The organism is Sphingomonas sp., from assembly GCF_036731925.1.
GTDB lineage: Bacteria > Pseudomonadota > Alphaproteobacteria > Sphingomonadales > Sphingomonadaceae > Sphingomonas.
Map to the genome: position 1 here is coordinate 38,998 of NZ_DAINDJ010000001.1, position 12,967 is coordinate 51,964.

16 protein-coding genes are annotated in these 12,967 nt (G+C 70.6%); 15 read left to right on the forward strand and 1 reads right to left on the reverse strand.

Annotated features, from left to right (window positions below):
* The first annotated feature begins 109 nt into the window (after positions 1–109).
* The 14 genes from V7E00_RS00220 to V7E00_RS00285 all read left to right on the forward strand — a co-directional run bounded on the left by V7E00_RS00220 (position 110) and on the right by V7E00_RS00285 (position 10,833).
* Positions 110–673: a head-tail connector protein gene (locus V7E00_RS00220; protein ID WP_333570805.1), complete on the forward strand. Its 564-nt coding sequence runs from the start codon at positions 110–112 to the stop codon at positions 671–673.
* Positions 658–867 carry a hypothetical protein gene (locus V7E00_RS00225; protein ID WP_333570806.1) on the forward strand — a complete coding sequence of 70 codons (210 nt, stop codon included), beginning with the start codon at positions 658–660 and terminating at the stop codon, positions 865–867. Before V7E00_RS00220 ends, V7E00_RS00225 begins: the two co-directional genes overlap by 16 nt.
* Positions 864–1,268 (forward strand): DUF3168 domain-containing protein, encoded by a 405-nt coding sequence (locus V7E00_RS00230; RefSeq protein WP_333570807.1) that lies wholly within the window; start codon positions 864–866, stop codon positions 1,266–1,268. Before V7E00_RS00225 ends, V7E00_RS00230 begins: the two co-directional genes overlap by 4 nt.
* Positions 1,269–1,459: 191 nt before the next feature.
* Positions 1,460–1,867, forward strand: coding sequence for a phage tail protein (locus V7E00_RS00235; RefSeq protein WP_333570808.1), 408 nt, complete (start codon positions 1,460–1,462; stop codon positions 1,865–1,867).
* Positions 1,864–2,178 carry a gene transfer agent family protein gene (locus V7E00_RS00240; protein ID WP_333570809.1) on the forward strand — a complete coding sequence of 105 codons (315 nt, stop codon included), beginning with the start codon at positions 1,864–1,866 and terminating at the stop codon, positions 2,176–2,178. The genes V7E00_RS00235 and V7E00_RS00240 overlap by 4 nt, the downstream gene beginning before the upstream one ends.
* Positions 2,175–2,369, forward strand: a complete 195-nt coding sequence (locus V7E00_RS00245; protein ID WP_333570810.1) for a phage tail assembly chaperone — start codon at positions 2,175–2,177, stop codon at positions 2,367–2,369. The genes V7E00_RS00240 and V7E00_RS00245 overlap by 4 nt, the downstream gene beginning before the upstream one ends.
* Positions 2,362–2,928: a tail tape measure protein gene (locus V7E00_RS00250; RefSeq protein ID WP_333570811.1), complete on the forward strand. Its 567-nt coding sequence runs from the start codon at positions 2,362–2,364 to the stop codon at positions 2,926–2,928. Before V7E00_RS00245 ends, V7E00_RS00250 begins: the two co-directional genes overlap by 8 nt.
* Positions 2,928–5,186 carry a DUF2460 domain-containing protein gene (locus tag V7E00_RS00255; RefSeq protein WP_333570812.1) on the forward strand — a complete coding sequence of 753 codons (2,259 nt, stop codon included), beginning with the start codon at positions 2,928–2,930 and terminating at the stop codon, positions 5,184–5,186. The genes V7E00_RS00250 and V7E00_RS00255 overlap by 1 nt, the downstream gene beginning before the upstream one ends.
* Complete coding sequence (locus V7E00_RS00260) at positions 5,183–5,989, forward strand: DUF2163 domain-containing protein (protein WP_333570813.1); 807 nt, start codon at positions 5,183–5,185, stop codon at positions 5,987–5,989. The genes V7E00_RS00255 and V7E00_RS00260 overlap by 4 nt, the downstream gene beginning before the upstream one ends.
* Complete coding sequence (locus tag V7E00_RS00265; protein ID WP_333570814.1) at positions 5,986–6,372, forward strand: peptidoglycan endopeptidase; 387 nt, start codon at positions 5,986–5,988, stop codon at positions 6,370–6,372. The genes V7E00_RS00260 and V7E00_RS00265 overlap by 4 nt, the downstream gene beginning before the upstream one ends.
* Positions 6,372–8,537, forward strand: coding sequence for a phage tail protein (locus tag V7E00_RS00270; protein ID WP_333570815.1), 2,166 nt, complete (start codon positions 6,372–6,374; stop codon positions 8,535–8,537). The genes V7E00_RS00265 and V7E00_RS00270 overlap by 1 nt, the downstream gene beginning before the upstream one ends.
* Positions 8,534–9,037: a DUF2793 domain-containing protein gene (locus tag V7E00_RS00275; protein WP_333570816.1), complete on the forward strand. Its 504-nt coding sequence runs from the start codon at positions 8,534–8,536 to the stop codon at positions 9,035–9,037. Before V7E00_RS00270 ends, V7E00_RS00275 begins: the two co-directional genes overlap by 4 nt.
* Before the next feature lie 108 nt (positions 9,038–9,145).
* Entirely contained in the window at positions 9,146–10,267 is a 1,122-nt protein-coding gene (locus V7E00_RS00280; RefSeq protein ID WP_333570817.1) for an OmpA family protein, read from the forward strand.
* Between the two features lie 104 nt (positions 10,268–10,371).
* Positions 10,372–10,833 (forward strand): GNAT family N-acetyltransferase, encoded by a 462-nt coding sequence (locus V7E00_RS00285; RefSeq protein ID WP_333570818.1) that lies wholly within the window; start codon positions 10,372–10,374, stop codon positions 10,831–10,833.
* A 7-nt stretch (positions 10,834–10,840) separates the two neighbouring features.
* Here V7E00_RS00285 and ygfZ read toward each other — a convergent pair whose 3' ends face one another.
* Positions 10,841–11,575, reverse strand: coding sequence for a CAF17-like 4Fe-4S cluster assembly/insertion protein YgfZ (gene ygfZ, locus V7E00_RS00290; RefSeq protein ID WP_333570819.1), 735 nt, complete (start codon positions 11,573–11,575; stop codon positions 10,841–10,843).
* 45 nt (positions 11,576–11,620) lie between these two features.
* Here ygfZ and V7E00_RS00295 point away from each other — a divergent pair, with 45 nt between their 5' ends.
* A complete protein-coding gene (locus V7E00_RS00295) occupies positions 11,621–12,946 on the forward strand; it encodes a dihydroorotase (protein ID WP_333570820.1) in 1,326 nt (441 codons plus the stop codon).
* The last annotated feature ends 21 nt before the right edge of the window (positions 12,947–12,967 follow it).

The following is a 12,967-nucleotide window of genomic DNA, read 5'->3' on the forward strand; positions in this document are numbered from 1 at the left end:
CCCTGGCGCTCCATCGCGGCGGCGGCACCCGAGGCGGATCCGGCCGAGGCCGAATAGCCGCACATCGCCGCGCGAAACCGCGGCGCCAACCAACAGTGGGAGAAACATGATGGACGCACCGCCCTTTCCGGCGGCGGCGATCGCGAGCGCGTGCGCGGCGGTGAAGGCGTATCTGCGGATGGAAGGCAGCGCCGACGACGCGGCCGTCACCGCCGCCGCCCGCACGGCGCTGGCGCTGGGCGAGGCCTTCACCGGCACCGCCTGGATCGCGCGGCCGTGGCAGGCCTGGCTCAGCCGGTCGGCAGACTGGCAGCGGCTGCCCGTCGCGCCGGTGACTGCGATCAGCGCGATCGAGACCGTCGACGGTGCCGGCACGGCGACGCCGCTGCCGGTACGTGCCTATGCGCTCGACCTGGACGCGCGCGGCGAGGGGTGGGTGCGCCTGACGCCGGCGACAACGGCGCGGGTGCGCGTGACCTTCGCCGCCGGGACGGCTGCGGGCTGGGAGGACCTGCCGCCGCCCCTGGCACAAGGCGTGGTGCTGCTGGCGGCGCATCTGCTCGAGGCGCGGGGGGATGCCGCGGTGCCGCCAGTGGCGGTCGTGGCGTTCTGGCGGCCGTGGCGACGGCTCCAGCTGATGGCGGGGGCGCGGCGGCAATGCTGGAGCAGCTGACGACGCGCGGCGAGGCCGCCGGGCGCCGGGCAGCCGGTGAGGCGGCCGCGCGGCTGGGCGAGCGGGTGCGCGAGACGGTGCCGCATGTGTCGGTTGCAGTCGACGGCGGCACCGTCACCCTTGCGGGGCGCGGCCTGTGGCGGCGCTGGCTCGCCGATCCGGCACTGCGCTGGCTGGGAGGGCTGCTGCGATGAGCCCGCAGGAAGCGATCACCGCGGCGCTACGCGCGGCACTGACCGGCACGGGCGCCTTGTCCGCCCCGGTCAACGGTGTGTTCGACGCGCCGCCGCCACGCGCGGTTCGCCCCTATCTGCTGATCGACGATCCGGTGCTGAGCGACTGGAGCACCAAGGACCAGGAGGGCCGCGAGGTGCGCACGGCGGTGCTGGTGCGCGACACCTTTCAGGCGCGGCCGCGGGTGCGGACGCTCGTGGCGGACGTGGAAGCAGCGATCGCGGCAATGCCGCCTGCGCTGGGCGGCGGGTGGCGGATCGCCAGCCGGGTGTTGCTCCGGTCGCGGACGGTGGACGAGGGCGACGGGTCTCTCAGCGGGATCGTCGAGCACCGTGTGCGGATGCTGCGGGCCACAAGCTGAGGCCGTCCTCCCCGGAGGAGGGGGGAGGAAGGGGTTCCAGAAGGTCGGATGGCCTGGGTGGGACACAGCCCACACCCCAAACCCGCATCAGGTGAACAGCGCCCCGCGCTGTCCGGTCGCCGGCGGGTGCAGCGCCGACCGGACGCGCGGAACGGCGGGGGCGTCGATGCGACAACAACAGGAGAAGCGACATGGCAGTGGAAAAAGGCAGCGCCTTCCTGCTCAAGGTGGGCAATGGCGCGACGCCGGTGGTCTATGCCACCGTGGCAGGACTGCGGACGACGCAGCTTTCGGTGAACGGCGAGGCGGTGGCGATCACCAGCAAGGATTCGGGCGGCTGGCGCGATCTGCTGTCCGGCGCCGGGATCCGATCGGTAAGCGTGTCCGCCGCGGGCGTGTTCACCGGATCGGCGGCGGAGGTGCGCGTGAAGGCCAACGCGCTTGCCGGCACGCTCGACGATTATCGGATGACCTTCGAGAGCGGCGAGACGATGACGGGCAAGTTCCTCGTCACCCGGCTGGACTATGCGGGCGATTTCAACGGCGAGCGCAGCTACACGCTGAGCCTGGAAAGCTCCGGCCCGGTGGTGAGCGCGTGACCGGCCCGGCCAATCCGGTGCGCGGCGAGGCGACGCTGCGGGCAGGCGGCGTCCCGCTCGTCCTGCGGCCGAGCTTCGAGGCGCAGGTGGCGGCCGAGGCCGAGCTGGGGCCGCTGTTCGCGCTGGTCGAGCGCGCGGCGGGCGGGCGGCTGGCGCTGGGCGACATGGTGGCCCTGTTCTGGCACTGCCTGAAGGACCCGCCCGAGGGACTGACCCGCGCGATGTTTTCGGAAGCCGTGGCGGAGGCCGGGCTGGTCGCGGCGACCCCGGCGCTCAAGATGCTGATCGGCCAGATCCTGGCGGGGCGATGATGCGCTTTGCCGACGCCGCCGGTCGGCTGGCCGGGCTGGCGGGCCTTGCCCTTGGCTGGAGCCCGGAGCGGTTCTGGCGGGCGACCCCCGCCGAACTCGCAGCGCTGGTGACGGCGGCGGTGCCCGAGACCGGGGCGCCGCCCAGCCCTGAGCTGATCGCACGATTGCAGGAGCAATTTCCCGATGGATGAGGAAATCGAACGGCTGGTGGTATCGGTGCGGGCCGATACCGCCGGCTTCGCACGCGATGTCGATGCGATGCGCGGCACGCTGGAAGGGCCGCTGGCCGTCGGCGTCGATCGCGCCGGAAGAAGCATCGAGACGACGCTGCTGCGCGCCGCGCAGACCGGCAAATTGGGGTTCGACGATCTGGCGAAGATCGGCGTGAAGGCGCTGGATGAAATTGCCAGGGCCGCACTCGGCGTCGCCTTACCCTCGATCGGCGGCGGCGGTGGTGGTGCCGGTGGCGGGTTGCTGTCGCTGCTCGGCGGGCTGCTCGGCCTGCCGGGGCGGGCAACCGGCGGGCCGGTGAGCCCGGGCCGGCCCTATTGGGTGGGCGAGCGCGGACCGGAGCTTTTCGTGCCCACCAGTGCCGGGCAGGTGGCGCCGGCGGCGGGGCAGGGCGGCGGGCGCGACGTGCGCGTGTCGATCACGGTCAACGCCGCCGCCGACGCTGCGCCCCGCGCGCTTGCCCAGTCGAGCCGTCAGGTGGCGCGGGCCGTGCGGTCGGCGCTGGCGGGGCTCGACTGATGGGCTGGTGGCTCGCCGACCGGCGGCGCGATCAGGCGGCAGGCGTGATCAGCCGGTTCGATCCCGTCTACTGGACGGTCAACTTCCCGAGGCCGATGATGGCGAGCGTGGTGACCACGGCGCCCGACGCGCTGCGCGTCGATCTGGTGTTCCAGCGGCGCGGCGACCTGGCAGGACTGATCTGGGAGGCCGAGGACCGCTGGGACCATCCGTTGCTCGCCTATGCGACGGCGCGCGATTTTCGCGGCTGCCGCTTGCGGTTTCGCTGGCGCTCCTCGGGCGTGATCGCGCTCGATGCCGTCGACGGCCCGGTGCTGACGATCGAGGGGCGCGACGAACAGGGCGCGCCGCGATCCTGGTATGTGCGGCTGTGGAACTATGCCCGCGGCGCGGCCGACGATGCGGAGGTGACGATCGACTTCGCGCAACTGGCGGGCGGTTTCCAGCTGCCGGGCCAGGCGGACCCGGTATGGGCGGGGGACGTGGACCGGATGTTCGTCTCGCTCGTGCCGCCCGGCTATGTCGCGGGCGACACGACGCCGCTGCCCGCTGCGGTGGAAGCCTGGGTCACGCTGACCGGCATTGCCTGCGAGGGGCCGGGCGCGGTGCTGGCGATCGGCGATGTCGTGGTGCCCGAACATGGCCTGTCGATCGCCACCGGCTATGACGACGGGTATAACCAGACGCCGGCGCGGTTGCTGCGGGCTCTGCTGCAACTCGGCTATCGCGGCGATATTCTCCATTATGTGGGGATGAGCCATTATTTCAGGCTCGAACCCGCCTCGGGCGGCTTATACGCGAGCCTTGCCGGGGGCGTGCTCAACCGGGCCTGCGCCGCCTGGCATGCCGATTTCGCGGCGCGGGCCAAGGCGCTTGGCTTTGGCGTGATCTGGTCGCTGAGCTACGAACTGCTCGACCAGCATTGCTGGGGCGACTGGAAGCAGCGCGCCGCCGACGGCAGCCCGGCGCTGACCGGGTGGAGCCCGCCCTCGACGCTGCTGTCGCCGGCGAATGGCGCGGCAATGGCCTATCTGCGCACGGTGGCGCTGGCGTTCGTGGCGATCGCGCAGGGCGCGGGGCTCGCGGTGAAGTTCCAGATCGGCGAGCCCTGGTGGTGGGTGATGGCCGATGGCCGGCTCTGCATTCATGACGCGGCGGCGAAGGCGGCGCTCGGCAATCCGGCGGCGCAGAATCTGAAAGGCGCGGTGAACACTGCGGTGCTCGACGCGGCGGGGGCGCTGCTGGCCGCCTCGACGCTCGCGCTGCGCGATGCGGTGAGGGCCGCCGCGCCGGGCGCGCAGCTGCTGCTGCTCGCCTATCTGCCGACGGTGCTCGATCCGGCAATGCCGGAGGCGAAGCGCGCCAACCTGCCGGTCGGCTGGGCGTCCCCTGCCTTCGATGTGCTGCAGCTCGAGGATTATGACTGGGCGGCAGCGGGGAATGCGGCGGCGTCGGAACGCGCGATCGCGGCGGCGCAGGCGCGGCTCGGCTATCCGGCGGCGCGGCAGCATTATCTCGCGGGCTTCGTGCCGCAGGGGCAGGACAGGCTCCAGTGGCGCGCGATCGCCGAGGCGGCCGCGCGCGGCCGTGCGCGGGGCGTCGCGGCGACCTTCATCTGGGCGCTGCCGCAGGTGGTGCGCGACGGCTTCATCCATTTCGACCAGGAGGCGGAATTGACGCCCTTTGACGACGTGTCCTTTCCGATCGCGCTGGGCCGCGAGGCGGAGGTGGCGCCCGAGCTATCCACCGCGATCGTCACCAGCGCCGGGGGTGCCGAGCGGCGCAACGCCGCCTGGGCGCAGGCGCGGACGCAGTATGACGTGGGGCCGGGGGTGCGCTCCGAAGCGGACATCGCCGCGCTGCTCGCCTTTTACCGCGCGCGGATGGGCCCGGCGCGAGGGTTTCGGCTGCGCGATCCGTTCGATTACGACGTGAAGGACCAGGTGATCGGCACCGGCGACGGGCAGACTGCGCGGTTCCAGCTGGTCAAGGCCTATGGCGAGACGCTGCGGCGGATCACCCGGCCGGTCGCCGGCACCGTGACGCTCAAGCTGGGCGGCGCCGCCACGGCGGCATTCAGCCTGGGCGCGGGCGGGGTGGTGACGCTCGACATGGCGCCGGCTGCCGGGGTGAAGGTGACCGCCTCCTTCCTGTTCGACGTGCCGGTGCGCTTTGCCGAGGACCAGCTGCGGGTGAGCCGCGCGACCTTTCTGGCCGGTGCCGCGGCTTCGGTGCCGCTGGTGGAGATCCGCGAATGAGCTGGCTGGACGGGACGCTGACCACCATCACCCTGTGCTGGCGGATCGAGCGACGCGACGGCGTGACCATCGGCCTCACCGCGCACGACCGCGACCTGCTGATCGACGGCCTGCTCTATCGCGCCGCGCCGGGCATGACGCCCAGCGCGGTCGAACGCAGCGCGACGCTGGAGGCGGACAGCATGGACGTGCACGGCATGCTCTCGGGCGACGCCATCGCCGAGACGGACCTGCTGGCCGGCCGCTGGGACTTCGCCCGCGTGTCGCTGTTCGCCACCGACTGGGCGGCGCCGGGGAATACAGTGGCGCTGGGGGAGGGCACGATCGGGGCGATCGAGACGCGCGACGGTGCGATCACGGCGGAACTGCGCGGGCTGACTGCCGCCTTCGATGCGCCGGTGGCCGAGGCGACTTCGCCCGACTGCCGGGCCGTGCTGGGGGACGAACGGTGCCGGGTGGCGATGGCCGGCCGCCGTCGCTTCGCCCGCGTCGTGGCCGTCGCCGGTGCGGTGGTGACGCTGGACACGATCGAGCCGGTCGCCAATGCCTATGCTGCCGGTCGCCTGCGCTGGCTCGGCGGCCGGAACAGCGGGCTGGAAGATGCGATCGGCGCTTCCGACGGTGCCCGGGTAACGCTTCGCCGCCCGCCGCGTTTCGAGGGGGCAGGCGCGCTGGTCGAGCTGATCGAAGGGTGCGACGGCCGTTTCGAGACCTGTTCCGGCCGCTTCGGCAAGGCCGCCAACTTTCGCGGCGAGCCCTTTCTGCCGGGAACGGACCTGCTTACCCGGTATCCCGGCGCATGAGGGGCGCGGCGATCGTCTCGGTGGCGCGGGCGGCGGTGGGAACGCCCTTCCGGCTGCACGGACGCGATCCGGGCCGCGGGCTCGACTGTGTCGGGCTGGCGGCGGTGGCGCTGCGGTGCCCCGCGCCCGACGGATACCGCCTGCGCACCGGCGATGCCGCGGCGGTGGCGGAGCAGCTGCGCGCGGCCGGGCTGGCGGAGGTCGCCGGTGGGGCGCCGGGGGACCTGTTGCTGTGTCGCACCGGGCCCGGCCAGCTGCACCTGGCGATCCGCTGCGAACACGGAATCATTCACGCCGATGCCATCGCCCGCCGGGTGGTGGAACGGCCCGGCGCCGTGCCCTGGCCGGTGCTGGGCTGCTGGCGTCTGCGGGAGGAAGACTGATGGCGACCGTGGTGCTGACGGTGGCGGGCGGACTGATCGGCGGGCCCTTCGGCGCAAGCCTGGGCGGGCTGGTCGGCAACGCGATCGACCACCAGCTGCTGTTCCGGCAGGGGCCGCGGGAGGGCGCCCGGCTGGCCGATCTGCGGGTGCAGACCTCGAGCTATGGCACGACCATTCCCCAGCTGTTCGGCACCATGCGGGTCGCCGGCTGCGTGATCTGGGCGACCGACCTGATCGAGCACCGCGCGACCGAGGGCGGGGGCAAGGGGCGGCCTTCGACCACTGCGTACAGCTACACGGCATCCTTCGCGGTGGCGCTGTCGACGCGGCCCATCCTCGACGTGCGCCGGATCTGGGCGGACGGCCAGCTGCTCCGCGGCGCGGCAGGCGACTTCAAGATTCGCACCGGCTTTCGCCTCCACACCGGCAAGGAAGACCAGCCGGTCGACCCCCTGATCGCCGCGATCGAGGGGCCTGCCCAGGCGCCCGCGCACCGCGGCACCGCCTATGTCGTGTTCGAGGACCTGGAGCTGGCAAGCTTCGGCAACCGGATCCCGCAGCTGAGCTTCGAGGTGATCGCCGACGCGGCACCCGTGTCGGCCGGTGCCGTCATGGAAGCGGTGAGCGGCATGGCGGCGGAGGGGCTGAATACGCCGCTCGCCGGATTCTCCGCGCAGGAAGCCACGCGCACCACGCTGGACGCGCTCTGTGCGGCGACGGGCGCGTGGGTCCATAGCGACGGCGCGGGGATGCGCCTGCAGGCGGGCCCCGGTCCGGCCCGTGCGATGTCCGACGGCGGCGTCGGCGCGCGGGCGCGGCCCGCCGGGCGCGGTGTGCGCGCCATCGCCGCGGCCGACGGCGCGCCGCGACGCCTGAGCATCGGCTATTATGATCCGGCGCGCGACTATCAGGCCGGCGTCCAGCAGGCATCGCGGCCCGGTACGGGTACGCGGGAGACGCGAATCGACCTGCCGGCGGTGCTGGATGCGCGGTCGGCCAAGGCGATGGCGGCGGGCGCATTGGCGCGTACGGATCTGGCGCGCGAGCGACGTACGCTGACCCTCGGTTGGGATGCGCTGGCGCTGGCGCCCGGTGCCCGGATCACGATCGACGGCACGCCCGGACAATGGCGCGTGGATCGCTGGTCGCTCGAGAACATGGTCGTGAAGCTCGAATGCGTGCCGATCGCCGAGGCACCCCTGGACGTCCCTGCGAGCGCGGGCAGGGCGGCAGCCGCACCGGACGAGCAGCGCGGCAGCACGATCCTCATGCCGTTCGAGCTTCCGCCGCTGGACGACGTGCCGATGACAACTCCCAGCATCGTCGTGGCCGCAGCGGGCTCGGCCGCGGGCTGGCGGCGCGCCGCATTGCTCGCCAGCCTCGACCAGGGAGCTAGCTGGACGCCTGCGGGCGAGACAGCCTATCCCGCGATCCTGGGTATGGTCACGCTGCCGCCGGCACCGGCGCGCGCGGCGCTGATCGATCAGGCGAGCTTCGCCGAGATCACGCTGGCCCGGCCCGACATGGCGCTGGCCAATGCCGACCCGGCCGCGCTCGACGCCGGTGCGAACCTGGCGATGCTGGGGGACGAGCTGCTCCAGTTCGGCCGCGCGGAGAGCCTGGGCGGCATGCGCTGGCGGCTGTCCCACCTCTGGCGCGGCCGCCGCGGGACCGAGGCGGCGATCGGGACGCAGCGCCCAGGCGACCGATTCGTGCTGGTCACGCGCGATACGTTGAAGCCGCTCGATCTGCGCCCTTCGTTCGGCACGGTCGTGCAACTGCTCGCCCAGGGCCCGAGCGATCCGATCGACCCCGCACCGGCGGAAGCGCTCGCCACTGGCATCTCGCTTCTGCCGCCATCCCCCGCGCAGTTGCGCGCGACTCGATCCGGAGACGAGACACAATTGCGCTGGGTGCGGCGCAGCCGGACCGGCTGGACGTGGCGCGACGGCGTCGATGTCCCGCTCGGTGAAGAGAGCGAACGCTACCAGGTGGAGATCAGCAGCGCCGCAGCGACTCGCATATCAACGGTTGAGGTGCCCGAGCTGGTGCTGTCCGCAGCCGACCGCGCGGCGGGCGTGACCGTGCGCGTGCGGCAAGTCGGCACGCACGGCCTCTCCGTCGCCGCCCAGCTTTCCCTCCCCAGTCTTGGAGATGACCGATGACCGCATTGCCGACGCCGCGCTTGTCGCTGCCGCTCCTCGAACCGGGACAGGCGCAGAAGGAGATGTTTCACAACGAAGCCCTGGCCTTGCTCGACATTGCCGTACAGGCTTCGGTGGTGGCCGCGATGGTCAACGCGCCGCCTGCCGCGCCGGCTATCGGCCAGTGCTGGATCATCGGCACTGCCCCGCAGGGCGCCTGGGTGGGCCAGGCTGGCAAGCTGGCAGGCTGGACCGAAGGCGGCTGGCGTTTCCTCGCGCCACGCGACGGCATGCGCATTTGGGTTGCGGCCGATCAGGCGTTTGCGTTGCACAGCGGCGGAACATGGTACCAAGGGCGGACCTATGGGAGACTTTTTATCGAGGGACATCAGGTAGTTGGCCCTCGTGCTGCGAATATTGCGGAACCGACGGGTGGCGCAACGGTTGACGCAGAGGCGAGAAGGGCGATCTCTGCGGTCGTGCAAACGTTGCGCCAACACGGGCTGATAGAAGTCGGCTAGTATGTGACGTTTGTGCAACAGTCCGCAGTTTTGTGCGCTTGCGCCGAAACTTTGGTTTGAGTAGTGAGTTTGGCCTGTCCGTATGGACGACCATGAAAGGGGATTATGATGCGGAAGCTTGCCGTCACTTTGGCGCTCGCCACGACCGCGCTGAGCACGCCCGCCCTCGCCCGCGACGACGCGTGGTACGTGGGTGTTGAAGGCGGCGCGATGCTCGTCGAGGACATTCACTTCGACGTTGGCGCCAGCAAGGATGTTGTGACGCAGAACAACCACGTCGGCTACGACGTTGGTGGTGAAATCGGGTATGACTTCGGTCCGTTCCGCGCGGAAGCCGAAGTAAGCTATCGCCGTGCACGTGTGGATAGCGCTCGTTCGGCCGTTGCGCTCGCAACCAGCGCTTTCCCGGCTCCCGCGGGCAGCTATGACCAGGCCAGCGGCAGCACCTCGGCGCTGTCGTTCATGGTCAACGGCCTGCTCGACTTCGGTGACGACAACGGCCTGCAGGGCTTCGTCGGCGGCGGTGCGGGCGTTGCGCGCATCAAGAACCGCCTGCGCGTTTCGGGTCCTGCCGACACCGTGAACGACTCCGACACCGTGTTCGCATGGCAGGCGCTGGCCGGCGTTCGCGCGCCGATCAACAAGAACGTCGACGTGTCGCTGAAGTACCGCTTCTTCAACGCGCCCGACGTCAAGCTGACCGACATCGGTGGCAACCAGTGGAAGGGTCGCTATCGCTCGCACAGCCTGCTCGTCGGCCTGACCTACAACTTCGGTGCGCCGGAAGAGCCCGTCGCTCCGCCGCCGCCGCCGCCGCCGGCTCCGGTTGCTGAGCCCGCTCCGCCGCCCGCGCCGGCCCCGGCTCCGGAAGCCAAGGTCTGCACGCCTGGCCCGTACATCGTGTTCTTCGACTGGAACAAGTCGGACGTCACGCCGGAAGCAGCGAGCATCCTGGACAATGCGATCAGCAACTATGCCGATTGCAGCAACACCAAGGTGGTGATCGCCGGCTACACCGACCGTTCGGGTTCGGCGAGCTACAACGTTGGTCTGTCGCAGCGTCGCGCTGACACGGTCCGCAGCTACATGGGTGGCAAGGGTATCCCCGACGCCGCCATGCAGGCTCAGGGCTTCGGTGAGAGCAACCCGCGCGTTCCGACCGCCGATGGCGTTCGCGAGCTCCAGAACCGTCGCGTGGAAATCACGTACGGTCCGGGTTCGGGCATGTAATTGCCGCCTTCCCGCAAGGGATGGAAGCAAGGAGGGGAGATCGGGCAACCGATCTCCCTTTCTTTTGTGCGCGCCCTGGGCGCGGCGCCGGTATCGGCGGCGCAATGCTTGCGGAACTGCAGCGCGGGCGACAGGGTCGGCGGATGACGCTGGACCTGCACATCCCCGAAACGCCGAGCGGCGCGGATCGCGACGCAATCCTGGCGCCGCTGCGCGCCTACAACATCGTCCGGGCAGGCGATCTGCGTTACAAGCCCGTCGCCATCGTGCTCGCGAACGAACAGGGCGAGCGGGTGGGCGGCCTATGGGGCGAATGCGCCTATGATTGGCTGTTCATTGAATATCTGGCAGTCCCCGAAAGCCATCGCGGCATCGGTTGTGGCAGCCAGTTGATGGACCGTGCCGAAGCCATCGCGCGCGCGCACGGCTGTGTCGGCATCTGGCTTGACACCTTTTCGTTTCAGGCGCGCGGCTTTTACGAGAAGCTTGGCTTTGCGGTGTTCGGGACGATCGTAGACTTTCCCCCCGGTCACCAGCGCTTCTTCCTGCAAAAGCGGCTCGGCTGAACCGCCTTCACGCCTCTGCCGCGAGCGCGGCGGCCAGCCAATCGGGCAGCAAGGCGTCGCCCGGCGTCTCTACCCGGCGCAGTTCCACCATTTTGTCGAGCGTGGGATAAGTGGCGCGGGTGCGATCTCCCGGTTCGCCAAGGGGGGCAACGACCAGACGGCGGTTCACCTTGGCGCGATAGTGCATCCGCGCGGTGTTCTCCTGGCCGACATAGCAGCCCTTGGTGAAGCTGACGCCGTGCAGTTCCTGCGCATTACATTCCAGCCACAGGGTCTTGTCCGTCCCCAGCTCGGCCGCACCTTCGGTGACGCCGAACGACAGGCGATGCGCACGCCAGGCATCCGCGGCGCTCTCACCGCCGTTCGGCCCGAGCCAGCGATAGCCAAGCTCGGGCAGGCGCGGATCCGGCACGGCGCCGGGGTGCGGCGTCGGCGACCAGTGCACGCCGCCCTCTGCCGGCTCGATCGTGATCGCGCGGCGCAGCCGGTACATGGTCAGCCGGCGGGCCAGGGCATCGCGGGCCGAGGCCTCGGAATCGATCAGGATGGCGTCGCCCTCTGCCCAGAGCAGGAAGTCGAACAGCACCTTGCCCTGCGGCGTGAGCAGGGCGGCCCATTGCGGCGTCCCCGGCATCACGCGGGCGAGGTCCTGCGGGAGCAGGCCCTGCAGAAAGCCGCGAACATCATCGCCGGTGAGGCGCAGCAGCGCGCGATCGTCAAGCCAGGTGCTGGTATCGTCCATGGTGAACAGGTAGGACGCAGCCAACGCTCACGAAAGAGGCAAGCCATGGCGAATGTCGAACTCAAGCTGCGCGGCGGCCGCGTCCATCTTCCCAGCGGCCCGGCAGCGGTCGATATCGGCGTATCCGGCGGCAAGATCGTTGCGATCGGCAACGTCAGCGATGCGGGCGAGACGATCGACTGCACCGGACTCGACGTTCTGCCCGGGGTGATCGACAGCCAGGTGCATTTCCGCGAACCGGGACTGGAATATAAGGAAGACCTGGAAAGCGGCAGCCGCTCCGCCGTGCTGGGCGGGGTGACCGCGGTGTTCGAGATGCCGAACACCAAGCCCAATACGGACAGCGAAGCCGCCGTCGCCGACAAGCTCGCCCGCGCGCATCACCGCATGTGGTGCGACCATGCCTTCTATGTCGGCGCAACCAACCATAATGCCGAGCATCTTGCCGAGCTGGAGCGGCTGCCGGGCACAGCGGGCGTGAAGATCTTCATGGGCGCCTCGACCGGCGACCTGCTGGTCTCGGATGACGCCAATCTCGCGCGCGTGCTTGCCTCCGGCCACCGGCGCGTTGCCATCCATGCCGAGGACGAGTTCCGCATGCAGGAACGGCTTGGCGAGCGCGTGGCGGGAGACCCATCGTCGCACCCGGTGTGGCGCGACGACGAGAGCGCGATCCTGGCGACCCGCCGGATCCTGGGCCTTGCGCGCGCGGCTCGGCGGCGGATCCATGTGCTCCACGTCACCACCCCGGCAGAGCTGGAGCTTCTGGGGCAGAACAAGGACATCGCCACCTGCGAGGTGACGCCGCAGCACCTGACCCTGGCCGGCGAGGAGGCCTATCCCGCCATCGGCACCTTCGCGCAGATGAACCCGCCGATCCGATCGGGTGCGCATCGCGACGGGCTGTGGCACTGGCTGCGCCAGGGCGTGCCCGACGTGCTCGGTTCGGACCATGCGCCGCATACCCGCGAGGAGAAGGCCAAGCCCTATCCGGACAGCCCCAGCGGCATGCCCGGCGTGCAGACGCTGCTGCCGCTGATGCTCAACCATGTCGCGGAAGGCCGGCTGACGCTGCAGCGGCTGATCGACCTGACCAGTGCCGGGCCCCAGCGCATTTTCGGTATGGTCGGCAAGGGCCGGATCGTGCCGGGCTATGACGCCGATTTTACCGTCGTCGACCTCAAGGCCCGCTGGACGGTGGAGGAAAGCTGGCTCGAGTCGCGCTGCGGCTGGTCGCCGTTCACTGGCATGGAGCTGACCGGCCGGCCCGTCGGCACCATCATCCGCGGCCACCGGGTGATGTGGGAAGCGCAACTCGCCGAGCAGGCGATCGGCGAGCCGGTGAAGTTCGAGGCCGTCGAATTCGGCTGATCGCAAAGGGCGGGGCTGCCG